Here is a 25,969-nt window from a genome sequence, read left to right as displayed (position 1 = left end):
AGTTTATTTAGTTACTATTTGAATTGTTTCTGGTGTTAACTGTTTCAATAGTACGGTTTTGCCTGTTTCAATTTGGGCTATGGCCTGTGGGTTGTAATGCCTAATGGTATATAATGATACGTTTTCATGACAAGTTACTTTAAATTTTGATTTTAACTGCCGTAATAATGGTTCTAATTTATTGTAAATATTGTCGATGCATACCGAAAAGCTGATGGCCGAATTTTGAATAACTTCAACCTTCATTTTAAACTGGTGGAGCAGGGCAAAAATATCGCTGATGTTATCTTCCACAATGAACGAAAAATCTAATGAGGACAGCGAAATGAGAATTTGGTTCTTTTTAAGAATGAAACAAGGCACTAAAGGCTGAATAGAGGTGTTTTTTGCAATGGCTGTGCCTTTTTGCATAGGGTTTAAAAATGATTTTACATAAAGTGGAATTTCTTTGCGCTGTAAGGGCTGCAAGGTTTTTGGGTGGATTACTGAGGCGCCATAAAATGTGAGTTCGATAGCCTCACGATACGATAAGTTACTTAACAATTGTGCGTGATTGAAATAGCGTGGGTCGGCATTGAGTACCCCAGGAACATCTTTCCAAATGGTAACGCTTTCGGCATTTAAACAGTATGCAATAATGGCGGCGGTATAATCGCTGCCTTCGCGCCCAAGGGTTGTATTGAAATTATTATCGTCACTGCCCAAAAAACCTTGGGTAACGTTTAATACGGCTTTGTTGAGGTTTGTGGAAATAAGGGCTTGAGTGCTATCCCAATTTACTCGTGCTTGCCTGTAATAGTTGTTGGTTTTAATTAGGTTTCGAGCGTCTGTCCATTGGTTTTTTAATCCAGATTCATTTAAAAACTCACTAACAATGGTAGTAGAAATCAGTTCGCCGTAGCTCACAATTTGGTCGTAAACAAAATTATAATCGGGCGATTTGTTCACTTTTAATAAAGCGTCGAGTTCCTCGAAAAGTGATGCCGTTTTTTTGAATGCCGGATGATTTTCGTCATCAAATAAATCCAATAAAATTTGGTTATGGTATTTTTTTACTTCCTGTAGTGTACTTTGAAGTTCGGCTTTGTTTTCAAAATAATTTTGAACCACAAGTTCGAGGGCATTGGTAGTTTTTCCCATGGCCGAAACCACCACCAAAGTATTTTTATAGCCCACTAATTTTAAAACCTTTACCAGGTTTTTTACGCCGTTGGCATCTTTTACCGAGGCTCCCCCAAATTTAAATACTTGCATCTTATAGTTTTGAAACGTAATTTTTTATGCCTTCTTCAGTTAAATGGACTACATTCCAGTCGCGCAATACGTTGGCGCCTATTTTTTCATATAGTTCTATGGCAGGTGTGTTCCAGTCCAATACTTCCCAGTTAATACGCTTTACGCCCAAGCTGTGGCCGTATTTTATCACTTCGTCTAAAAGCGCCGTGCCTATTCCTGATCCGCGAGCGGTTTTGCTCACCACTAAATCTTCTAAGTGCAGGATTCGGCCTTTCCATGTGGAGTAGCGGTTATAAACCAATGCGATGCCTATTATTTTTTTATCGGCTTCGGCAACAAAGCAAGTAAAAGCCGGATTTGTCCCAAAACCATCGTTTTCCAAATCTTCAATGGTCACTTCAACAGCATCGGGTTCTTTTTCAAAAACAGCAAGTTCGTGTATTAAATCGAGCACTTGCGGCATATCTTTTTTTGTAGATTTTCTTATTGTAAAATTCATATTCTTTAAAAATTACACCAAATATAGTTTAAAGTTAAATAATTAATTATTAGCTAACGAAAACGTTGTAGTTTGCTGAAAAAAACTGTTAATTTGTGTTAACAAACAATCCATTATGGCACATAAAAAACAAACTTTAGGTGAATTTATTATTGAAAACCAAGCTGCTTTTAAATACTCTTCTGGTGAGTTGTCCAGTTTACTAAACTCCATTAGGCTGGCTGCAAAAGTAGTAAACCATGAAGTAAATAAAGCAGGACTAGTAGATATTATTGGGGCTGCGGGCGATACTAACATTCAGGGGGAAGACCAGCAAAAACTGGATGTTTATGCCAACGAAAAGTTTATCCAAACCCTTACCAAACGGAATATAGTTTGTGGTATTGCCAGCGAGGAGGAAGATGATTTTATTACCATTAATAGTCAAGATGAAAACCATGGCAATAAATATGTGGTTTTAATCGATCCTTTGGATGGGTCGTCAAACATTGATGTAAATGTTTCTGTAGGAACTATTTTTTCCATTTACAGACGTGTCACTCCTGTAGGAACCCCAGTGCAGCTTGAAGATTTTCTTCAAAAAGGAAGTGAGCAGGTGGCAGCGGGTTATGTGGTTTATGGTACATCTACCATGCTCGTTTATACCACTGGTGCTGGCGTTAATGGTTTTACCTTAAACCCTGCGATTGGATCGTTTTATTTGTCGCACCCCGATATGCAGTTTCCTGAAGATGGATATATTTATTCCGTAAACGAAGGGAATTATCTCGATTTTCCGCAAGGCATTAAAAATTATATTAAATACTGCCAAATGGAAGAAGGAGACAGACCATATACGTCGAGGTATATTGGTTCTTTGGTGTCCGATTTTCACCGAAACATGATAAAGGGAGGTATTTATTTGTATCCGCAAGGTTCAAGAAACCCAAATGGAAAATTGCGTTTATTGTACGAATGTAATCCTATGGCTTTTTTAGCGGAACAAGCCAATGGTAAGGCTAGTGATGGTTTTACAAGAATTATGGATATAGACCCAACCGAATTACATCAGCGTGTGCCTTTTGTTTGCGGAAGCAAAAACATGGTAGATAAGTGTGAGGAATTTATGCGGAATACGCATAGATAAAGCAGTATAATTATAATAAGAGATAAAAAAAATAAAAATGCGAGCCCATGAGCTCGCATTTTTATTTCCCTTAACCCAGTAGATTATTGAGAATAGCAATTTTACTTTTAATGCTCTCAATAGAGCTGTACTAGCAAATAAAGTTCATGATTTTAACTTTTTGCTAATAGTATAATAGTATGACTGTTAAAATCGGTTTTGGTTTAATCAATCAATTCAAAATTGATAGAGGTGTCATGACACAATTAAAATATAGCAGTGTATCTTTTATTTTTTAACAATCTTAAAAGAGGCTGTGCCCATATCTGTTTTTAGATTTAAGATATACAAACCACTTTTTAGGTGCTCAACTTTTAAGGTGGTTTTGTTTTCTGTGCTTGAGTAAACGGTTTGTCCTAAATTATTGTAAATGTTAGTATTAAAAATCTTGACGTTATTGGGTAACTCTAATGAGATGTTGTCTTGGAATGGGTTAGGATACATTTTAACAAAATTTTTATTTTTAATTATTTCTGAACTGGACAGAGTGATTGATGACAAAGCACAAACGGCGTCAATGTCTGCACCAGGCCAGTTTCCAGACCTTGAACAGCTAAGGTTTGCTATATCGGTAATTTGGATTGCATCAAATTTTAATGTATTGCTCTCATGTCCAGTTAATATTTCATCTATATCATAACCTCTAGTTGATCCAGAAATTGAACCAAATTCGTAGAACCCATCAGAATCAGAATCCGGAATGCTAGCATCTATAAGAATATTTTCAGTATAATTGTTTGCTGGTCTGAAGGCCAAATTGCTAGCTTCAACAGCTGGGCCAACCTCAAAAATGTAAAGGTCATTTTCATTGTTTCCTGAATTAGATAAAAGGTTGTTTGTAAAGCCTAATTTTATATAACCGCCTTCCCCTAAAAATACAGCATCCGAGGCATTTTCCCAGTCGCTTACTCCAAGTGCTTTTTCTAAACTAGAATCGGATGAATTACAACCAGAACTATAGTCAATTACAATATCTGCGAAACTAATTCCATCTTTACAAATCGAACACCCATTATTTGGAAGGCTTTGGCAATCAGGGTCATTACAATCGATAAGCCCGTCACCATCATTGTCAATAGCATCGGAGCACACTAAGGAATTGTTTTCTTGAGAATAAATTTGAATAGAAAAGAGAGTTATAAAAATTAAGAGAGTTTTTGCTTTTAAAACTGTTTTCCTTGAATATATATGGTTCATAAATAATTATGTGTATTTTTTTTTATATATCAAATATTATTGGAAAGCTATAAGGAACCTTCACTTTTTTTCCATTTTGTTTGCCTGGTGTAATTTGAGGTATTAGGCCAATTACCCTTATAGCTTCATTTTCTAAATCGGGATGCGGTCCTCTAGCTCTAATATCAATAACATCTCCGTTAGTGTCGATTATAAAAAGCACATGAATACGTTGTCGTCCAGATAATCCCAAGTCATTTGCTATTTCATGGTTAAAATTTTCATCAACAAAAGCATGTAGTTTTTCGTTAAAACAACTCCTTCGATCATTTTCACTTATCTCATTTTCGCAACCCGGAAAAATGGGAACTTCATCTATAATTGAAAAAGGCACTTCAATTTCTTCATTTATGTCATCAGTGATTGTCAAAAAACTAAAAACAGAACTTTCGGTAAGGTTTCCCTTGTCGTCTTTAGCAATAACTTTCCAATAGTATGTAGTATTCAAAGTAAGTTCAGATGTGATTTCGAAAGCGGTCTCTATCAAGTCTGATCCTAACTTTGATGTAGGGTTTGTGTTGGTGTCCAGGTAAAAGTCATAGGTAACGGGGTCACCATCAGGGTCTGTGGCCTCTTCCCAGGAAAACGAAGGTGTTAATGGCGCGTCTGTCAGACCATTTGTTAATGTCAACAAATTGAAGCTGTTAGGGGCATCATTAGGTAGTTCGGTGATTGTCAAAAAACTAAAAACAGAACTTTCGGTAAGGTTTCCCTTGTCGTCTTTAGCAATAACTTTCCAATAGTATGTAGTATTCAAAGTAAGTTCAGATGTGATTTCGAAAGCGGTCTCTGTCAAGTCTGATCCTAACTTTGATGTAGGGCTCGCGTTTGTATCAAGGTAAAAGTCATAAGTAACGGGGTCACCATCAGGGTCTGTGGTTTCTTGCCATGAAAAGGAAGGTAACAAATCTATGTTTTCTTTTTGATCATTTATGCTAACTAAATTAAAGGCTAACGGTTTTTTGTTTTCTTCTACTTGTTCTTCATTATTGTTTGAACAAGTAAAAAGTAATAGTAGTAATACCAAAACACTCCCATTTTTTAAATAACCAATATGCGCAGAATTCATTTTTTAGAAATTTAAAGGATTAATTAATAGCTGATTTTTTATGTTTTTTGGAACGTAATTGAAATCGTAAAAAAGTGATTTTTTTAGATGGAACTACAACTCAATTATTGAAGTAGCTGAAAACTTTCCATTAGTTATTGAAATTTTCTTGTCAGGGTCATCCTCATGTACTGCCTCTACGCTAAAAGTGCCGGCAGCAGATTCTCCGTCAAAGTAAGTGAGGGTTATTGTTCCAGAACCAATATTCCGACGGGCAGTATAATTTTCGTCTAACTCGGTTGCAGTAGTAACGTTAGTTTCGACGTATTCATCAACAATTTTGTTTAAGGTGTAGGTTTTTCCTTCTACAGGGTTAAATATAGTAACATTTACAAATTTTTCTCCATTAAGGGTTATGCCTGTAATAGCAAAGATATCTAAGCCATAGGATGCTGCGACATACTCGGAAGAAAATGATTTGTCATCAATGTTACATATAACATAATCACCATCTGGATTAGTTAAACCTGGGTTTTCTTCATTGTTATTGTTCTTTGAGCAAGAGAGCAAAACCATTCCGAATACGCATAGTATTAAGAAGTTTGTTGAAGTAGCAGATTGACAGATTCTTTTTTTCATAATTCTATATTGGTTATTTATATTTTTTTAAGTTTTTATAAGATACATTCGTAAAAACACCATCGGTAATTTTATATGAGTTCACGCCGTCTGAGGCGGTAAACCGAAACTCTCCGGAAACGCGTTTGTTTACTTTATCAATAGCTGTGATTTTTAGATAAGAATCTTCCGTAGATTCAGTGGTGGCTTCTTTTTCATTGTCGTTATGTACTTCAAAATAATGGCCAGTAGGGAAGTCTTCCCCTGTATTGTTTTTTGAATCCCATACGGTATTTGGCCCCACGGTGTTAAACGATTTTTCGTCCATTATAGAAACAAGAATACTTTTGGCAGCATTATCTATAACAGTACTGCCGTTAATGCTTAGTTGAAAGAACATGGGCGTTTTTACCAATACCGCAAAAATCTGGCTAAAGCCATCTTCTGGTGTTGGTACAAAATCACTGCCGTTTATCTTGGCTGAGAATTGTGCTGCACCATTTTGGGCATAAATGCTTGAATAGTTAAAAGCGAATGAAAAACATATAATGAAGGCTATTTTTGAAAAAGTTTTCATGGTTCTAGTTTTTAATGATTTTCTTGATGACATTTCCCAAATTTGAATTAATATTCAAAAAGTACATTCCGTCTTGAAAATGGGAAATGTCAATGGTATTATTGCCTCCATGCAAAACCCCTTTTACTAAAATTTGACCGTTAATGTTTGTTAATTTGTATAAAGCTTTTTGAAGCGTATTGATGTGAATTCTATCTTTTGTTGGATTAGGGTATAGAGTAGTTGCTGTTTGGTCGTTTTCTTCTGCAATAGTTAAGGTTGAGGCCTCATAGCTCACCTTAAAATCATCCACATACAATTTATCTTGCCCAACGGTGTTAAAGTGCCTTACAATGATGCCAATGTTTTTTCCAGCAAATGTTATGGGTATAGCTGCTGTAATATCTTTAGCAGTTCCAGATCCACCTACCGTTAAAGTTTCTTCATGTATTTTGGTGTCAAACGATTGTCCTGCGGCTTCATCAAAAACATAAATGGCCAAGTGTTCTGCAGGGCGATCGCTACTGGAAGCCTCTACATTTAGTTTAAATGAAATGGATGATGCGTTACTAGGAACGGTTATGGCTCCAGTTGGTGTAATAAGTAAATTGTCTGGGGTTAAATTCCCAGCTTCTGGATTCCAAGATTGTGAAAAAAAGCGTGTGCCACTGCTTGCTAAACCTTTGCTTGCAGAGCTTTTAGATGTCGTGCCACCTTCTACTGTCCAATTAAAGGTGTCTGCATCGGAATCAACGGTTGTAAAGTTTGCATAGTCACTAGAATCGGAAGACCATACAATGCCACAATCTTCGCTAAAACTTGTATGGGCATCTATGTTTGTCCAGTTTGTAGAAGAATAGGATGGGTCATCTACTTGGATGCAAGTTAGATTTGGATTGTCTGTTGTGTTAAAATAAAAACCTCCTGTGATTAAAGTATTATTACCATTTTTAATGTTTAAATATGTTAGCTGGTTCTCATTGCATTCTATTGCTTCCAATTTTGAATGACTTGATAGGTCTAAGTAGCCTAATTGGTTATTGCCACAGCTTAACCATGTTAATTGCAAATTATTACTAACATCTAAGCTAGTTAATTGGTTATCAAAGCACCAAAGTATATCCATCAAAGTATTTTGACTTATGTCTAAATTAGTCAATAGATTTGCTCCACAATTAAAATCGTTTAGAAGTGTATTATTACTAACATCTAAAGTGCTTAATTGATTAAACTGACATTGTAACCTTTCCAAAAGAGTGTTGTTGCTAATGTTTATTGTAGAAATTTGATTGACGGCAAATAAAAGTTCTCTTAAATTAGTGTGAGCATTAACGTTTAATGAGGTTAGTTGGTTGTCTTGGCAGCTTAAGACCTCTAGGAGGGTATTGTTGCTAATATCTAAAGATGTTAGTTCATTGCTGTCAACCCATAATATTTTTAATAATGTATTATTGTTTATGTTTATATTTTGAATAGAGTTTTGACCACATTTTAATTCTTCTAATAGAGTATTATTACTAACGTCTAAACTGGTTAAGTTATTCAAGTTGCAAGAAAGCTTTTTTAACTGAAATTTATCACTAATATCTAAGCTTGAAATTTGATTGAAATAGCAATCTAAATTTGTAAGATTAGGGTTGTTGCTTATGTCTAATGTGGATATTTGGTTAGCACCAACACCCAAGGTTTCTAATAAATTGTTATTGCTAACATCTATGGATGTTAATTCACTGCCACCAATCTGAAAATCTTTTAACAAGGTGTTATTTGTTAAATTAATATTTTGTATTGAATTGTTGTTAGCATTTACTTCTTCTAAAACGGTGTTATTACTAATATTTAATGAGGATAAATTATTAGAATAACATAGTAATTTCTTTAATTGTAAGTTATTGCTAAAATTTAAACTTGTAAGATTATTTCCTTGACACCTTAATTCAGTTAAAGCAGTAAAAGCTTCTATTCCTGTAAGGTCACTAATATTTCTGTATGATATATTTAAATATGTAACACCAGAAATATCAGATGTAAAAACTGAACCATTAATAACCCCATCGCTATCAATGCCCCAATCGATAAGTGCCTGTTCAAAATTAGAATCAGGAATATTAGTAGTTCCTGAAGAATACTCGCAGTTTGTTGAGAAATTTACACCAAAATCAATATTGGTCCAATTACTGTTTGAGTATTCAGCACTATCTACTTGAATACAATCTAAATTAGGGTTGCTAGACGCATTAAAAGCATTTGAGGACAAGTTGGTATTATTACCATTTTTTATATTTAAACTAGACAAATTGTTATTAGAGCAATCTAAATAAAAAAGACTTGTAAGGTTGCTTAAATCTAAATTTGAAATGTTATTATTTTGGCACTCTAAATCAAAAACGTTTATGAATGCTTCAATACCTGTTAAGTCACTAATGTTTTTATTTGCTAAGTACAAACCAGGTTCAGCAGTTACAGATTCAGCATCACTAGTTAGAATTTGCCCATTAACAATTCCATCGCTATCAATGCCCAAATCGATTAACGCTTGTTCAAAATTGGCATCGGGTATGGCGGTGGTTTGGGAAAATCCTAAATAAGAAATTGTGAACAATATAAATGAGAGTAGTTTTATTTTCATGCTGTTTAATTTTATGTTAATAATAGCTGTTTTATAAAAAAGGGGTTGGCAATTAATACCACCCCCTAATATTATATGTGTTAGGCTGTTGATTATTGCCATAAGCAACACCGACATCTCTAGCCGCTTGAATTCTGGATTTTTCCACATCTAAAATTTTTAGTGCGTAGTTCCAATTTCTGTCGCTTAATTCTTTTACTCTATTTGATATTTTAGAGAATAAAGATTTAACTTGATTGAAACAAGGTGCTGTTGGTTCTACGGTTGCTAAAAGTGCAGCCGCCTCGTTAGCGGCATTAATGTCTTGATTGGCTGCCCAAATACCACTGGCTTCTGATAGTTTAACTTTGCAGTCAAACTCAATAGCTTTGTCATAATAAGTAGCAAGCTTGGTTTTTATTTTATTAAAACATGTGCTAACTTCAGGAACGCTTGATAATAAGGCTAGAGCTCCTTCATAGTTGTTTTGTGAAGCTAATGCATCAGCTTGCTTAATAACTAAGTTGCAATTGTTGTTAAAGTATTCAATAATACGTTCTTTACTTCTTGTTACTAAATCTTGTAATGCTTGGTTTTTAGGTTTTATTTGATTTATTGCTGCCATATAGGCTTTGTTTTCATTGGTGCCAACGCCTTTAACCATTATGGATTCACTTGTAAATAATGAGCCCTCAATGCCATCACCAACATAAAGTGTAACCTCTAGGTTTAAGGCGATTTTTGGAGGGGCAGTAGGCAAAACATCTTTGCTAATCACAGTAATATTCGGTGTAATGATAAACCGTGTGTCAAAACCGCCCTGTGCAATACCGTTTTTTGTAATGATTTGGTTTAATTTATTGGAAAGCATACGTTTTGCGTAAGTAGGAATACTTTCTATTTGATTTGGAATGTAGGTTCCTAAAAAAATACCATCGTAATTAACATTATTTTGTGCTGCCAATGTTAGCGAGGCAATAAGTATAAAACTGGATATTATTTTTTTCATTTCTTTCATTTTTTAAAATTTATTTACCACCTAAAATTATGGTGGCTCTTCCCAGTCCTTTCATGACTAATTTGTTTGGGATGTTATATGGAGCGCTTTTTAAATATTTACTAAGCTCATATACAAAACGTCGTGCATCTAAGGCTCTACCTTGTTCATTTTCTAATGGAATTCTAACTTGTTCAAACAATGCCATGTTTTCGGTCATGTCTGTCGTGCTAAAACGCCCTTTTACAGCGTTGTCTGCTAGCCAATCTTCAATAGCAAAACCAAGGACTTCACCACCATATTCCGTATCTAAATCGCCATCCCAATCATTCCATTTTTGAATGCGGACAATAATTTCCCTACCATTTTCAAACATATCATCAAAATGTGCTTGTAAACGTTCGGTAAATTTATCCATGTGGGCCAAAACTGCTTCAGACAGCAATACTGGTAATTCGGCTGAAAAAGAAGGTGCCCCCGTGCCAGCAGCAGTAGCAATTTGTTTATCGGTATAGGCATCTAAACCCTGAAGGTTAAACGTAATGGATTTTTTAGGGCCAGTTTGGTTTACTGTCCAAGTAAGTTGCATGATAATATCTGCTTTAGCCGCTTTTTTCAATGCATCTATAGGGCTTTCGGCTACACCACTGCCCGAATCGCTAGAGGAACGTAAATTGTCTTCAGCCGAATTGGATTTTAGTGTTTTAATGGCCGATTCCATATTTTTTAGTGGAAAGCCCCTGTCTGCCATCATACCATTTATTTGGCTAATAACTAAAAGTACGTCGGTATCTTGTTGGAATGCTTTTTGATAATCAGGTATTTGAACCAAAGTGCCTTGGTCATCAAAATTCATGACGTAACCATTTTTTATACACCAAGCATCACTTGGAACCACCATAATTGTTGGTTTTTTGGCTTGGCTAAATGTTATTGCACTTATTAAAAATAGGCAATAGGTAATGTGTAAGTGTATCTGTTTTTTCATAAGTTGTGTATTAATAATTAAAATCCGGATGCTAAACCTCTTATAATGCCTTCTTCTTCCAATCGTTTTCTTAACATATCGGTTTGGACATTAACTACGGCGCCAATTTTGTATTCACGTTTGCTTACTTTCAATCGATCGCCAGCAGCTATTCTACCGTCTGTAGCTGCAGACACGTATTTAAGGTAATCGCCGCCATCGGCAAAAAAAGCATCAAAGAATTCAGCATGTTCAGCTGCGGTTTTAGCAGATTTTAGTAAAGGGCTAAAGGAAGTGCATCCTTGTCCGCCACCTGCAAATCCCTTAAAAATGATACCATGTACGGCATTTTTCATGGCATGCGAAATGGCATGTTTTGGATTTTTGGAATAAGACCATACTTTTACAAGTTTGGACCCTAGTTTTGCAATGCCTTCGCACTCGATATCATAACGAAAAATTTCGGTGTCTTTGTTGGCTTTTTCATTTTTCCATTGGGCGTTTGCACTTACCCCAATTACCAAGAAGGCAATTATAATAAATAGTGGTTTTGTTTTTTGTATCATGTTGTTTTAGTATTTAAGGTTAATTAATTTGTCTGATTAGCATACCCGGAAAATATTTGTTTTTTCCTCCACTGAAGGTGGTGTATTCCAATTCTGATGGATTTTCTTCGTCGGCATTAAAGCGGTTGTCCCATATGAGTTCCTTTTCAACTTTTATAACGCCTAAGCGTTCGTATTCAATAACTCCATTTTCATTGAGTACTTGTTCCAAAACTTCATATTTATCGCCTTTTTCTAAGCCTTCTTTGAGGCCAATTTTTGCTGCTAAAGGATCTGTACTGATTAATGGCGTTTTTGTTCTAAAGACTTCAAATTCCCTTTGCAGTTTGGCAATAACGTTGTCAACCGCTCTAACCGTTGCAATACTTATTAAATCTTCGTTGCTTTTTTTGGTATAAACTGTGCTTTGTACATCGGCCCAAGAGGTGGCCTTGCCAACATATTCAAACTTGAATAGGTCGGTTTCGTCAAAAGCATTTTTCTTTTCGGAATCAATGGCACTATCTTCCGTCCAGTAGCTATTGTAAAATATCCCAGCGATGTCATCGTTCCAAACCAGCTTGTACAAATAGGCTTGGGTTTTGATGATGTAACCTTTTCCGGCAACTTCAACGCCTGCCGAGGTTGCGTCAGACACCGTTGCCACATCATTTTTTCCGAGAATTGAAGCTACATTTGAAACGCTACCCAAAATGCCTTTGGCTTGGTTGGCAATTTCTTCTTTGTTGGTGTACTTAAAATCGTTGACCACCACAAAGGTGTTTTTTATGAGCGCTTCGCCTGCATCGGCTAACATCGCCGAACCGCGTTCACTATTGTTGGCAATTTTCACATCCAAATCGGTGGCGTTATAAAAGCCTCTTTCGGCAATTAGATTCATATTAAAGCCACCGTTTTCACTTCTGTTAAACCATTTGGCAACCATGTCTTTAGCAATATTTTTACTGTTTAAATAATTTAATATGGCCAAATGTTGGGTGTTATCAGAACTATTAGTGTTAGATTTTAAGGAAACTTTAGATAGTAGTCCTTTCTTTTTGGGTTGTTCGTTCGCTTTTGGGTTTGTATAAACGAAGGTCGTATCGTTTTTAGGAATTAGCCTGGTAAATACCATGTGGTTGTTGAACTTATCGGGCAAGGGTGCATTAACAAAAATGTCTTGTATGGTATTGGCATATTCCTGTTGTAGATCACTAATCATGAGGGTATGCAATGAACTGCGTTTATATTTCACATCAGTGTTTTGTTGTTGGGCACTTGTAGATAGTGAAAACAAAAAAAGCAGCGAAAAAAAAACATTCTTAAAAAAAAGTTTCATGTTGAGAGTGTGTATGAATTAATAATAATACCGCAAGGCTTATGGGAAGGCTACGGCTTGATTTGTTTAAATACTGTTAAGATTGAGAGTAAATGTATTTTATTTTCATTGTTTTAAAATTTTAAAGGATTAATTAATAATTGTGTTTTTAAATTATCGATTAGTCTTCGGTGTATGATATGTTGTTGAACACACCATCGGTAACGGTATATGTTTTTTCGCTACCGAAAGCATCTTCCACAACGGCAATAAAATTGAAGTTTCCAGAAACTTGTTTGTTGGTTTTATTGACTTTGGTTATTTCCAAACGGATGGACGTATTTTCAATAAACTCTTCATCAGTATCACTTGATTCTGTATAACTGCCAAGGAGAAGGAAAACATTGGGGGAGTTCTGTGTTAGGACCAACCCATCTTTTAATTCAAAATTATCATCAATAACCGAAAATGTAATTCCTATCGCTTTGCCAAAATTGACGTTTTCTACATCAGCGGCTATTATGGATAGAACATTAATTCCATCACCGTCGTCAGCTCTGTAACTGGCACCAATATAAGGGTCTCCCGAAACAAAATTAGTGCCATTAACCTTTGCGAAAAACTTATTGTTTGTTTGAAGGTCGTCAATATCATTATCGCTTTTTGAACATCCTAAAAAAGCCAATAATAATGCTAGAGCTAATAGTTTAAAAATAGGATTTGCTTTCATTTTTTTAATTTTAAAGGGTTGTTTAATAGCGATGATTTGTTATTCTAACTTTTCGGTAATCTGTTGTAAAAGACTGGCGATGCTACGTGCATTTTCAATATCGGTGGCCTGTATTTCAATGTTGTAATTATAGCTTTTTATTTCGCCGTCCTCATAGGTTTTTACGATTTTTTCGAGGTGTTTGGTGTTCAGTTCAACCATTACTTCTTTGCCCGAGGTTTCTATGCTGATGTTTTTGGAGTTGATATCGCCCATGCCAAACTCATAAATGGTCTCCTTACTGTTTTTAAGGTTTGAGAATACCGAGGTTAGCTTAACAATGTAGGGGTCGGTGCTTACGGTCTCGAAGGTTTGGTCGTAAGAGTCGTCGCCAATTTTAACCATGCCAATACTGTTTTTTAAGGCTTCCAGCCCACTGGATACAGTGTTTGCGTTGGTTTCGGCCTTATAGCTTTCGCAGTTTTTGGCTATGTTTTTTAAGGCTTCTTTGGCCGTTAATACATCTTCAATATTTTCAAAGTATATTTTAAAGGCATCGGTGTAGTTTTGCAGCTCGTTGTTTTCGGTATTACGGATAAATTTCGCTTTTTTACGGGTGTATATTTCTACGTAGAGTTGGGTTTTGTTGGAGTTGTAATCAATATTGTCCACATTTATATCGCTGAAATTGAAGCTGTATTGATAGTCTGTGGTTTCTTTTGGGTTGGCTTCCTTTATACTTACTTTGGCTACGCAATCGCCTTCAATGCTTTGGGTGTAAGTGCTTTCGCCGTTGGCCACATTGCCCACGGCCTTGTTTAAGAAAGCCATGGCGTTTGGCGTAGATGCTATATTTGGCCTAGACCCTTCAAAGGCTTTTTCGGCTAGGGGAATGGCCTGTGCCAGTACTTTTAGGAGGTCTTTGCCGTTTTCTATGGAGCCGCAATAAAACCTAATGTCGTCTTTATAGTTTTGCTGGGCGCCGTCTTCAAATACTTTAATGGCCTTTATGTTGCGGCGGTTTGTGGCTTCAATGTAAAATTCGTCGCCGCTTATCTTGAAATGTAGGCTGTTGGGGTTAAGGGTTGAGAGGTTGAACTCGTAATCAAAAGCTTGGGTTTTGCTTTTGGAATTTTCTGTAGTGCTGAGTTTTAGTTGACCATTGTTGGCGCTGCCGGCTTCAATTTTTTGTACAAATTGGGTTTTTGTGTAATCTACATCCTGAATGTTTTCTTCCAGCCATTTTACGTGGTCTTGGTAAGTGGTTAGTGCCAGTTTGTTTTTTTCCAGGGTTTCGTTTACGGGAATGGTGCTTTTTATGGCTTCTACCAGGTTTCGCGCATTATCAATGTTTTTGGCGTAGAACGATACATTGTCTACATAATTTACTTTTTCGCCGTTGCCAGATGTTTCCTTTATCAGTTTTTGTTTTCCGTTTATTAAAAGCTGAACGATGATGACGTCCTTTTTGGTCAATGACCTTACGGTGTTAACATCTACATCTGCAAAACTGAAATTGTAAGCATATTCATCAGAATTTCCTTTTGTATCGACCGATGTTAGTGTGTAGCTGGCATAATTACTGGATAGTAGTTTTAGGCTTTGGCTGTACTCGTATTTTGAATCTTCAACGGTTTGAAGCGATGCAGCAATGGTTTCTATTTTATCGTTCAGTTGTTGTGCATATCCAGCGGTACAAATAAATAGAAAGCACACGATGTTTTTGTAAATGGATATGTTTTTAAGCATTTTTCCTGGTTTTGAAATGATATAAGGCAATAAATGCAAGGCTCTAAGTAGAAGCCTTGCATCTTTGCATTTTTTGTTGTTATTAAGGTGTTGTTACTGGGCGGTTAAAGGTTAAAGTAATAATGTATTCCTGCCCCACCATTAAAGCCGCCAATAGATCCAACGCCATCAAATGAAACGCTGGTAAAGCCCAGTTCGAACGAGAAGGAGAGCCCATCTACAAAATCGTTGAAGCTCCACTCAACGCCACCCCCAGCACCAAAGGCTATTGCGTTTAGGTTGTATTCTTCACCTCCAAAATATGGACCTAAATCATATTTGTATGTCCAGTATCCTGCTTGGCCGTAAACGTAAGGTTTGTAGCTGGCAAAACTCACATCGCCAACATCAAAATTATAACTGTACCTTCCTGTAAACGAAAAACTACTTTGTCCAGAATAGCTAAAACCGTAATTGGCCGAACCTATAATGACCTGACCGGTATGGTTTTCGGTAAAGTTGTATTTTGCCGAGACTCCGTAATTTAGAGAAGTCCAAGCCAAACCAGCACCTAAAACGCCGGCTTCGGCCATACGTTGTGCGTGGCTTGTGTTACATAATAGCATAGTTGCCAAAAAGGCTGAAAATAGAATAATTTTTTTCATGTTTTTAAAAAAGTAAAGGTTAGTATATGGCTCAAAAAAGTGCGGCCATTTTTATTGGATAATTATAGATTTTGTTGACGTACTTGTAAAGGAGCCGTTTGCAGAGGTGTACTCGGTAGTTATTTCAATGGTTAGCTCTGTGCCCGTTGAGTAGCTAGCACTCCAATCTAATACATACAGCTTTCGCAATTGTTGGCTTATGAGTTGGTATAGGTTACTAATGTCTTCGTTGGTAGGTGCGTAAAAATAGCGGCCACCGGTTTCATCGGCTAAATATTGCAGCCCATCTTCGTCTGTGCCACCAAAGCCAACGGTATAAATAGGGATGACCAAGTTTTTTGATTTATCGATCAAATCATCCAGGTTTATATTTGAACTATTATCGTAGCCATCGGTAAACCCAATAACAACAGGGAGTACGTTGGAGAGTTTGTTTACTTGGTCAAGGCCAAGGTCGCAAGCGCTGTAAAATGCTGTTGAAAACCCAATGCCTGGTTTTAAGTCAATGGCGGCGTCCAATAGCGTAGCATCTGTTGTAAACGGTTGTACTTCTTCTATAGTGGAAGCAAACTTGATGATTGACATAAGGTCATTACTGTTCTTAAGGCCTATAAAATTCCTAAGGGCTTCTTCCATTTCTAATTTGTCATAATACCCCATGCTCCCCGAATAGTCCATGGTAGTAGCTGCAGCTAAAGGTTTGTTGTTCAACTGCTCAAATTCAGATAGTACGATTTTGTTTTGCGCAATGGTTTCGGCGTCGTCACCATTTACATAAACTTTAATAGTGTAGTTGCCCAGTGTAAATTGTTCGAGAGGCGTGCCGTCTTGGTCGGTCACCGATAGCAATATGGTAATGTTATTTCCGGATTGCGAGATTTCCATCCGGGGTATGGTGGTTTCGATGGCTACGGTAGTTTGATCGTTCAAGTTTTCAAAAGCAGCTTCATCTTGGTTATTGTCGCTGTCTTTAGAGCAGGCAGCAAAAATGAATGCAATCAAGAAAAGCAAGTGGAATTTTTTCATGATAGATAATTTTATGGTTGTTAATAGCGCAATGAAAATAATACTACAGCTATTAATAGAACACCTAAATTTATTATTTGACAACTTCTAGTTATTATTTGTGAGTTTTTTATTGTGTGCGAATAGTATATTTTTCGTATTGTTTATATATTTGGTTCAGCAACAATGTTTTAATCTTTTTATGTTTAAAAAAATATGTTTCTTGTTTTTTTTGCTAAATGCTATTCTGGTAGCTCAACAAAGAGATATTGATTCTTTAGAAAACCAATTGCTAAGCACGAAGTTGGCAGATTCTACTAGATTAAATTTGTTAACAGATTTAGGGTATTATTACTATTCCATTAATGCTAAAAAAGGGTTGAAAGTTTTAGATGAAGCTCTTTTGCTTGCCAAAAGTTTAAAGGACATAGATAAAGAGGCAAGAGCATACCAATACAAGGGGCATAATTATTCAACAATTGGTAATGATTCCATGGCATTAGCCATGTATGATAAGGCAGGTAAAATTTATAAAACTACCAACAATTATAATAAGCAAGCAAGACTTATTTATAATAAAGGGCTCATTTATTTCAATAAAAGCAATTATGCAAAAGCTAATAAATGTAATATTGAAGCTTTTGAAGCATTTAAACAAGCAAATGATAGTGTGTTGATGGCAAAAATGCTTAATAGTATGGGGGTTAATTACATGTATTTGTCTGACTATCCATCTTCTTTGTCGAAGTATTTAGAAGCTCTCACCATTTATAAAGATTTAAAAGACACCATTAGTTTAGATTTTGCTAATACCACCCAAAACCTTGGGATTTTATATACTAAACTAAAAACATATAAGAAGGCATTAGTATATCATGAAAAAGCTTCAGAAATTTATAAAACTTTAGATTATAAATACGGTTTAGCAAATAGTTACAACAATATTGGTAACATTTATGATTATTTAAACCAGCAACAAAAAGCCATTGATAATTACCAAAAGTCATATGGCATAATGCAAAAAAGCGACAATAAATTAGGTATGGCCAACGCCCTAACCAATATAGGTATTGTAAACGTTGGCCTAAAAAAATATAACAAAGCGCTAAATAATTTCAACAAAGCTAAAGCGCTTTATGAAACCCTTGGCAACACCAATAATTTAGCCATAGTTCATGAATACATTGGCGAAAGTTACTTGAATACAAGCAGTTTACATAAAGCTAAGAATCATTATCAAAAGGCTTATAGTTTGGCTAAAAAATCAAAAAGCATATCATTGCAAGTATCAGCTTTAGAAGGTTTAACAGAAGTAAACAAGCAGTTAAAAGACTATAAAAACGCATATAATTATATTAATGAAGCTATAATATTAAAAGACAGTTTTAATTCTATTGAAAATAAAGAAGAATTAGTAAGGCTTGAAGAAAAATACAAGTACCAAAATGAAAAAAGCATACTAGAGAATAATTACAAGCAAGAACAGTTGCTTTTTGCAAATGAGTTAGAAAGGCAAAAATTTATAAAAACCACGTATTTAGCTGGTAGCGGTATTGTTTTATGTTTTGTTGTTGGATTAATGGTTTTTTACAAGAAAAAACGAGAAGCCGATTTTAATGCCAAAGTTGCTACAACCGAATTAAAGGCCTTACGAGCACAAATGAATCCGCATTTCATTTTCAATACACTAAACTCTATAAATAATTATATTGTTTGCAATAAGATTAATGATGCTTCAAATTACCTTATTAAATTTTCTAAACTAATGAGACAGACATTGGAGGTGTCTATGTATGAAAATATTACTGTTGAAGAAGATATAAAGCTGTTAGAAAATTATTTAGATATTGAAAAAAAACGCATTCCCAACGGATTTAATTATGAAATTAAAATTGATGATGGTATTGATAAAAGTAACGTTTTAGTACCATCGATGATTATGCAACCGTTTGTTGAAAATAGTATTTGGCACGGCGTATCAAAACTTGACGGTTCTGGTGTAATTACTATTCAAATTAAAAAATTAAATAAACAAGAGTTGTGTTATAGTGTAGATGATAACGGTGTGGGCATAACAAATACTAATAAAAAGAATACAGATCACACATCATTGGGTGTGAAAATTACAAACGATAGAATTGCGGTTTTAAACAAAACCAAAAACATAAACGCAAAAGTTAACATTATTAATAAAAGTCTAGGTACAAGAGTTGAAGTGATATTACCTTATCAGTTAGCATATTTAAATGATGATTAATACTATAATTATAGATGATGAGCAGCATTGCATAGATGCTTTGTTGAAACTAACCAATAAATACAGTCATGTTTTTAATGTTGTTAAAACATGCACAAACCTTACAGATGCTATTGAAGCAACAAAGGCATTAAACCCCGATTTGGTTTTTTTAGATGTTGAAATTAATAATCAAACAGGGTTTGAATATTTGCAACAAGTAAAGCACTTAAATTTTATGGTAGTTTTCACTACAGCTTACAGTAAATACGCTGTAAAAGCATTTAAGTTTGCTGCGCTACATTATTTATTAAAACCTATTGATTTTGATGATTTTGATGAGGTTGTAAATAGGCTGAAATCTCAAAAATCTACTGACGATGTAAATAAAAAAATAGATACATTACTCTATAATTTAAAAGAAGATCCTACCAAAAAACGTATTAGTGTAAATACAGCTAACGAATGCGTTGTTTTAGATGTTTCCAGTATTATTTATTGTGAAGCTAAAGTAAATTATACTGACATTTACATTGAAAACGGAAAGAAAGTAACAAGTTCAAAAACTTTAAAGCGTTTCGAAGAAATGCTAAATCAAAGTGGTTTTTACAGGGTAAGTCAATCGTGTTTGGTAAACCTAGTTCACGTTAAAAAATATACAAAAACAAAACCACCATACGCTGTAATGAGTAATGCTGAAAAAGTTAAAGTGTCGTTAAGCAGTAAAGAAGGTTTTTTAAAACAGTTGATTAATTTATAAGTATAAAAAATGCGAGCTATATAGCTCGCATTTTTTATGAATGATATGTTTCGGTTTTTATAAAGCAACCAAATCGCCTGTCATATCTTTAGAAGGTAAATCTGATTTGCCCATCAAGAAAAGATCAACTTGGCGAGCGGCCTCACGGCCTTCAGAAATAGCCCATACAATTAACGACTGCCCGCGGCGCATATCACCGGCAGTAAAGATGTTAGGGATGTTGGTTTGGTATTTTCCGTATTCTGCTTTGTAATTTGAACGGGCATCTTTTTCAATGCCAAGCTTGTCAGCTAAAGTGCTTTCTGGTCCCGTAAAACCTAATGCCAATAACGCTAAATCGCATGGCCAAGTTTTTTCAGTACCCGGTACTTCAATTAATTGAGGACGCTCACCCGGAACCATTTTCCACTCTACGTTAACTGTTTTTAGTGCAGTTAGTTTGTTGTTTTCGTCCGTAATGAACTCTTTGGTGTTAATCAACCAGTTACGCTCAACACCTTCTTCGTGAGAAGACGATGTTTTAAGCTGCAATGGCCAAAATGGCCAAGGCGTAGTTGGCGAACGGTGCCCTGGAGGTTTAGGCATAATTTCGAAATTCACTACCGATTTTGCACCGTGACGGTTAGAGGTTCCAACACAGTCAGATCCCGTATCGCCACCACCAATAACAATAACGTTTTTGTCAGTTGCCATGACTTGGTTTTCTACTTTTTTACCAAAAAGAACTTTGGTTTGTTGGGTTAGGAAATCCATTGCTTGTACTACACCATCAGCATCAATGCCAGGAGTAGGTAAGCTACGTCTTTCGGTAGCGCCACCACAAAGTACAACAGCGTCAAAAGCTTTGAGCTCTTCGGTATCGTAATTAACCCCAACATTAACGTTGGTTTTAAAGGTGATGCCTTCGGCCTCTAAAATGGCCAAACGGCGGTCTATAACTTCTTTTTCCATTTTGAAGTTAGGAATACCATAACGTAAAAGGCCACCAATTTCGTCGTCTCTTTCAAAAACGGTTACGGTGTGTCCAGCACGGTTTAATTGTTGTGCAGCGGCCAATCCAGCAGGGCCTGAACCAACAACGGCGATGGTTTTTCCTGTTCTGGTTTTTGGTGGCTGAGGTTTTATCCAACCTTCTGCAAATGCACGCTCAACAATTTGTTTTTCGATATTTTCAATAGACACGGGGTCTTCGATAATACCCAATACACAGGATTTTTCGCAAGGCGCAGGGCACAATCTTCCAGTAAATTCTGGGAAGTTGTTGGTGGCGTGTAATAGCCAAGAGGCTTTTTGCCATTCACCTTGGTGCACCATATGGTTAAAATCTGGTATTAAATTACCTAGTGGGCAACCACTATGGCAAAAAGGAATACCGCAATCCATGCAACGAGAACCTTGTTTGGTGATCTCTTCTTCGCTTAATGGAACTGTAAATTCTTTATAATGTTTTACCCTGTCGTTTACTGGGGTATATTGTTCATCTTGTCTGTCAAATTCTTTAAATCCGGTTACTTTTCCCATGACATTATGCTGTTGTTAATTCTTCTACCATTGGTTCTTCTGTCTCTAAACGCTTAAGGGCACGTTTGTATTCTATAGGCATAACTTTTACAAAGTTGTTTAAGCTATTGTCCCAATCTTCTAAGAGCGCTTTCCCTTTGTTACTGTCTGTGTACAGCGTGTGTTTTTCAACAAGCGCTTTTAATTCTGTAGCATCTTCAGTGGAAATGTCTTCAAATTCAATGGTTTCTGTATTACATAAACCGTTAACAAATTTGTTTTCAGGATCGTAAACGTAAGCGATACCACCACTCATACCAGCAGCAAAGTTTCTTCCGGTTTTACCAAGAACAACAACTCTACCTCCAGTCATGTACTCGCAACAGTGGTCTCCAACACCTTCAACAACGGCGTGTGCTCCAGAGTTTCTTACCGCAAAACGCTCTCCTGCGATACCGTTGATGTATGCTTGGCCTTGAACGGCTCCAAATAAACAAACGTTACCAACAATAATGTTGTTTTCGGCAATGAAGTCGGCTGTAGCAGGCTTCTTTACAATTAATTTAGCACCTGAAAGTCCTTTACCTAAGTAATCGTTGGTGTTACCATCAACCGTAAAGGTTAAACCATGTGCGCCAAACGCACCAAAACTTTGTCCGGCAGACCCAGTGAAGTTAATATTCAAGGTGTCTTCTGGTAGGCCTAGGTGGCCATATATTTTTGAAACCTCGTTACTTACAATAGCACCAACGGTACGGTTGATGTTTTTAATGTTGTAACTCAAATTCGTTTTTTCCTTTCTATATAAAGCTCTGTGCGAATCTTTTAATATTTTGAAATCTAGAACGTTTTCAAGGTTGTGGTCTTGAGGTTCTGTGTTTCTCACTGGCATTTGGCTGTAAGCCTGTGGCCTGTGCAGGATGCTCGATAAATCCAGCCCTTTAGCTTTGTAATGTTTAATGGCTTTATTGGCATTGATTTTATGCGTTTGTCCAACCATTTCGGCTAATGTTCTGAATCCTAATTGAGCCATAATCGCTCTTAATTCTTCTGCCACATAGTAGAAGAAGTTAATAACGTGCTCTGGGGTGCCTTTAAAGTTTTTACGCAATTCTTTATCTTGAGTAGCGATACCTACAGGACAAGTATTTAAATGACATTTACGCATCATGATACAACCAGAAGCTACTAACGGAGCAGTGGCAAAACCAAATTCCTCAGCACCTAATAAAGCAGCAATGGCAACGTCGCGACCTGTTTTTAGCTGGCCGTCGCACTCTACAACAATTCGGCTACGCAGGTTGTTTAATACTAAGGTTTGTTGAGCTTCTGAAAGTCCAAGTTCCCAAGGTAAACCAGCATGCTTTAATGAAGTTAAAGGAGAAGCTCCCGTGCCACCATCGTAACCAGAAATTAAAACCACGTCGGCTTTCGCTTTGGCCACACCGGCAGCAATGGTTCCTACACCAACTTCCGATACTAATTTTACGTTTACTCGCGCTTCGCGATTGGCATTTTTCAAATCGAAAATTAATTGTGCCAAATCTTCGATAGAATAAATATCGTGATGCGGTGGTGGTGAAATCAATCCAACAAAAGGGGTGGAATTACGTGCGGCAGCAATCCATGGCAATACTTTTTCGCCTGGAAGCTGTCCGCCTTCACCTGGTTTTGCACCTTGTGCCATTTTAATTTGAATCTCTTTGGCATTGGTCAAGTAGTGAGACGTTACACCAAAACGACCTGAAGCTACCTGTTTAATGGCAGAGTTTCGGCTGTCGCCGTTCATATCTTTTTGGAAACGTTTTCTGTCTTCGCCACCTTCACCTGAATTGGATTTTCCTCCAATACGGTTCATGGCAATGGCCAAGTTTTCGTGTGCCTCACGAGAAATCGACCCGTAAGACATCGCACCTGTTTTGAAGCGCTTTACGATTTCCGTCCAAGGCTCTACTTCCTCGATTGGAATAGGGTCTAGGTTGTCGAACTCAAATAAACCACGAATAGTCATTAAGTTTTCAGACTGTTCGTTGATGGCTTTGGCATAAACATCGTAACTGTTTTGGTCGCTTAAACGAACCGCCTGCTGTAATTTGGCAACCGTTGTTGGGTTGAATAAATGGCGCTCGCCGTTACGCCTCCATCGGTAATCACCACCAATGTTTAAACCTAGCTTTTTATCAATTAAATTATCTGGATACGCTTGCTTGTAGCGTTCGTTAATTTCCTTTTCAATTTCGTAAAGACCAATACCTTCAATTCTTGAAGCTGTGTACGGGAAGTATTTTTCAACAAAAGAAGAGTTGAAACCAACGATTTCGAAAATTTGCGAACCTCGGTACGAATGTAGTGTTGAGATTCCAATTTTGTTCATGATTTTCAACAGACCTTTACCAATGGCTTTGTTGAAGTTTTCAACCGCTTGCTCTTCATTTAAGTTTTCAATGAAGCCTTCCTTCACCTGCATTCTGATAATTTCGTTTACCATGTAAGGGTTGATGGCACTGGCGCCATAACCAAACAGGGTAGCGAAGTGATGCGGTTCGCGAGGCTCGGCAGACTCGACAATAATATCGAAATACGAACGCTTGCGTAAACGGTTCATTTGGTGGTTTACATACGAACATGCCAATAATGCAGGTATTGGAGCAAAATCCTTATTTACTCCTCTATCTGAAAGTATAATGATGTTTGTACCTCTTTCAAGTGCTTTTGTTACTTGAACGATAATGTTTTCCAGAGCGTCTTCCAGTCCGTTTAATCCTTGTGCTTTTGGATAAAGAATATGAATAGTTTCAGCCTTAAAGCTGTCGATGGAAATGGTTCTGATCTTTTCTAAATCGGCATTTGAAATAACCGGATTTTGAATTCTTAATTTTCTACATTGTCTTTCGGTAATGCTGAAAATGTTACGGTCTTTACCTAAATTCAAACTAATATCGGTTACAATTTCCTCACGGATACCATCCAATGGTGGGTTGGTTACCTGGGCGAACAATTGTTTAAAGTAGTTTGAGATAAGTTGAGGTCTGTCTGATAACACCGCTAATGGCGTATCGATACCCATTGAGCCTAAAGCCTCTTTTCCGGCAACGGCCATAGGGGTGATAACTTCCTGAATATCCTCAAACGTATAGTTGAATAAACGCTGACGTGTTTTAATATCTATAGTTTCAATCGGGCAAGTTTCGTTGGTGTATGGTACATCCTTTAAATGTAAACGGGTTTTGTCCAACCACTCCTTATATGGTCTTTCAGAAACTATTTTTGTTTTTATTTCTTCGTCTTCAATAATGCGGCCTTCGTTCATGTCTACCAAGAACATTTTTCCAGGTTCCAATCTCCCGTGGCTTTGAACATCGGCAGGGTCTACATTTACCACACCAATTTCAGAAGACATAATTAATTTACCACTTTTTGTTACGGTATATCTTGATGGTCTTAAACCATTTCTATCTAATAAAGCACCAATGTAGTCACCATCAGTAAAAGGTACAGAGGCTGGGCCATCCCATGGCTCCATAATGCAGGCATTGTACTCGTAGAATGCCTTTTTATCATCGCTCATGGTTTTGTGTTTTTCCCATGCTTCAGGAATCATCATCATCATGATTTCTGGTAGCGAGCGCCCGGTGTGGGTTAACAATTCTACTACCATATCCATAGAAGCTGAATCTGATTTGCCTGGTAAAATGATAGGGAATAGTTTTTCGATTTGCGGACCGAAAACATCACTTTTCATGATTTCCTCACGAACACGCATACGGCTTACGTTACCTCTTAAGGTGTTGATCTCACCGTTTTGACACATAAAGCGGAAAGGCTGTGCCAGCTCCCAAGTAGGCATGGTATTGGTAGAGAAACGTTGGTGTACCAATGCCAAACGGGTTACTAAATCTATTTGCTGTAAATCGGTATAATATGGGCCAATATCTTCTGGCATGATTATGCCTTTATAAATCAAGGTTGTTGTTGATAAACTTGGTAGGTAGAAATATGAACTTTCTGAAATTTTTGAGTTCATAATTTCATGCTCCGTTATTTTTCTGGCAGCGTATAATTTTGCCTTAAACGTAGCTTCGTCTATAGCGTCGGTTTTACCGATAAATATTTGTTCGATATTAGGTTCTGAAGCCTTGGCGATTTCACCCAATTGGCTAGAATCTACAGGTACTTTTCTCCATCCTAAAATGGAAAGCCCTTGGGTTTTAATTTCTTTTTCGAAAGTGTTTTTGCAAAAGGTGTATTGGTTGGCGTTTTTGGGTAAAAATACCATACCAACGGCATACTCTCTTTGCTCGGGCAGTTCGAAATCGCAAACCCGTTTAAAATAATCATGAGGGATATCAATTAGCAAACCAGCACCATCACCAGTTTTTCCATCGGCACTTACACCCCCTCGGTGCTCTAATTTTACCAGAATCTCCAAGGCATCATGGATGATTTGATTTGTTCTCTCTCCTTTAAGATTACAAATAAAACCAGCACCACAATTGGCATGTTCGTATTCTGGTAAATAAAGTCCTTGTTTCGTCAGCATAATCAACAATTATTGGTTTTAAAACTTGAGTTG

20 protein-coding genes are annotated in these 25,969 nt (G+C 36.6%); 3 read left to right on the top strand and 17 right to left on the bottom strand.

Features of this window, described 5'->3' with window-relative positions; genetic code table 11:
- Positions 1–3: 3 nt before the first annotated feature.
- Both HC176_RS09965 and HC176_RS09960 read right to left on the bottom strand, forming a co-directional pair.
- Positions 4–1,254, bottom strand: a complete 1,251-nt coding sequence (locus HC176_RS09965) for an aspartate kinase (RefSeq protein WP_167918058.1) — start codon at positions 1,252–1,254, stop codon at positions 4–6.
- A gap of 1 nt (position 1,255) precedes the next feature.
- Positions 1,256–1,735 (bottom strand): GNAT family N-acetyltransferase, encoded by a 480-nt coding sequence (locus HC176_RS09960; RefSeq protein WP_167918057.1) that lies wholly within the window; start codon positions 1,733–1,735, stop codon positions 1,256–1,258.
- Positions 1,736–1,850: 115 nt separating this feature from the next.
- Here HC176_RS09960 and fbp point away from each other — a divergent pair, with 115 nt between their 5' ends.
- Positions 1,851–2,861, top strand: a complete 1,011-nt coding sequence (gene fbp / locus HC176_RS09955) for a class 1 fructose-bisphosphatase (RefSeq protein ID WP_167918056.1) — start codon at positions 1,851–1,853, stop codon at positions 2,859–2,861.
- 267 nt (positions 2,862–3,128) lie between these two features.
- On the opposite strand, the gene HC176_RS09950 is transcribed toward fbp, so the two are convergent.
- The 13 genes from HC176_RS09950 to HC176_RS09890 form a co-directional block, all read right to left on the bottom strand.
- Positions 3,129–4,097, bottom strand: a complete 969-nt coding sequence (locus HC176_RS09950) for a T9SS type A sorting domain-containing protein (protein WP_167918055.1) — start codon at positions 4,095–4,097, stop codon at positions 3,129–3,131.
- 22 nt (positions 4,098–4,119) lie between these two features.
- Positions 4,120–5,205 (bottom strand): energy transducer TonB, encoded by a 1,086-nt coding sequence (locus tag HC176_RS09945; RefSeq protein ID WP_167918054.1) that lies wholly within the window; start codon positions 5,203–5,205, stop codon positions 4,120–4,122.
- Positions 5,206–5,298: 93 nt separating this feature from the next.
- Positions 5,299–5,823 carry a hypothetical protein gene (locus HC176_RS09940; protein ID WP_167918053.1) on the bottom strand — a complete coding sequence of 175 codons (525 nt, stop codon included), beginning with the start codon at positions 5,821–5,823 and terminating at the stop codon, positions 5,299–5,301.
- Positions 5,824–5,836: 13 nt separating this feature from the next.
- On the bottom strand, positions 5,837–6,379 hold the full coding sequence (locus HC176_RS09935) for a Riean_0653 family protein (protein ID WP_167918052.1): 543 nt from the start codon (positions 6,377–6,379) through the stop codon (positions 5,837–5,839).
- 4 nt (positions 6,380–6,383) lie between these two features.
- A complete protein-coding gene (locus tag HC176_RS09930; RefSeq protein ID WP_167918051.1) occupies positions 6,384–8,987 on the bottom strand; it encodes a T9SS type A sorting domain-containing protein in 2,604 nt (867 codons plus the stop codon).
- Between the two features lie 52 nt (positions 8,988–9,039).
- Positions 9,040–9,975: a hypothetical protein gene (locus HC176_RS09925; RefSeq protein ID WP_167918050.1), complete on the bottom strand. Its 936-nt coding sequence runs from the start codon at positions 9,973–9,975 to the stop codon at positions 9,040–9,042.
- 19 nt (positions 9,976–9,994) lie between these two features.
- Complete coding sequence (locus tag HC176_RS09920; protein WP_167918049.1) at positions 9,995–10,951, bottom strand: DUF6175 family protein; 957 nt, start codon at positions 10,949–10,951, stop codon at positions 9,995–9,997.
- Positions 10,952–10,968: 17 nt separating this feature from the next.
- The gene (locus HC176_RS09915) at positions 10,969–11,496 is read right to left on the bottom strand and encodes a hypothetical protein (protein WP_167918048.1); all 528 of its coding nucleotides are present in this window, start codon (positions 11,494–11,496) and stop codon (positions 10,969–10,971) included.
- Positions 11,497–11,515: 19 nt separating this feature from the next.
- A complete protein-coding gene (locus HC176_RS09910) occupies positions 11,516–12,730 on the bottom strand; it encodes a hypothetical protein (RefSeq protein ID WP_167918047.1) in 1,215 nt (404 codons plus the stop codon).
- 244 nt (positions 12,731–12,974) lie between these two features.
- Positions 12,975–13,523 carry a hypothetical protein gene (locus tag HC176_RS09905; RefSeq protein WP_167918046.1) on the bottom strand — a complete coding sequence of 183 codons (549 nt, stop codon included), beginning with the start codon at positions 13,521–13,523 and terminating at the stop codon, positions 12,975–12,977.
- A 39-nt stretch (positions 13,524–13,562) separates the two neighbouring features.
- Complete coding sequence (locus HC176_RS09900; RefSeq protein WP_167918045.1) at positions 13,563–15,251, bottom strand: hypothetical protein; 1,689 nt, start codon at positions 15,249–15,251, stop codon at positions 13,563–13,565.
- 104 nt (positions 15,252–15,355) lie between these two features.
- Positions 15,356–15,895, bottom strand: a complete 540-nt coding sequence (locus HC176_RS09895) for a hypothetical protein (RefSeq protein WP_167918044.1) — start codon at positions 15,893–15,895, stop codon at positions 15,356–15,358.
- Between the two features lie 51 nt (positions 15,896–15,946).
- Positions 15,947–16,921 (bottom strand): vWA domain-containing protein, encoded by a 975-nt coding sequence (locus tag HC176_RS09890; RefSeq protein ID WP_167918043.1) that lies wholly within the window; start codon positions 16,919–16,921, stop codon positions 15,947–15,949.
- A 181-nt stretch (positions 16,922–17,102) separates the two neighbouring features.
- Between HC176_RS09890 and HC176_RS09885 the strand changes: the two genes are divergently transcribed.
- Both HC176_RS09885 and HC176_RS09880 read left to right on the top strand, forming a co-directional pair.
- Entirely contained in the window at positions 17,103–19,157 is a 2,055-nt protein-coding gene (locus tag HC176_RS09885) for a tetratricopeptide repeat-containing sensor histidine kinase (protein ID WP_167918042.1), read from the top strand.
- A complete protein-coding gene (locus HC176_RS09880; RefSeq protein WP_209309698.1) occupies positions 19,147–19,896 on the top strand; it encodes a LytR/AlgR family response regulator transcription factor in 750 nt (249 codons plus the stop codon). The genes HC176_RS09885 and HC176_RS09880 overlap by 11 nt, the downstream gene beginning before the upstream one ends.
- A gap of 57 nt (positions 19,897–19,953) precedes the next feature.
- Here HC176_RS09880 and HC176_RS09875 read toward each other — a convergent pair whose 3' ends face one another.
- Both HC176_RS09875 and gltB read right to left on the bottom strand, forming a co-directional pair.
- Complete coding sequence (locus HC176_RS09875) at positions 19,954–21,417, bottom strand: glutamate synthase subunit beta (RefSeq protein ID WP_167918040.1); 1,464 nt, start codon at positions 21,415–21,417, stop codon at positions 19,954–19,956.
- A gap of 4 nt (positions 21,418–21,421) precedes the next feature.
- Complete coding sequence (gene gltB, locus HC176_RS09870) at positions 21,422–25,936, bottom strand: glutamate synthase large subunit (protein ID WP_245234872.1); 4,515 nt, start codon at positions 25,934–25,936, stop codon at positions 21,422–21,424.
- Positions 25,937–25,969 lie beyond the last annotated feature (33 nt).

Source organism: Tamlana crocina, from assembly GCF_012037625.1.
The sequence above is the reverse complement of the archived record's forward strand: the minus strand, read 5'-3'. Positions and strand labels throughout refer to the sequence as shown.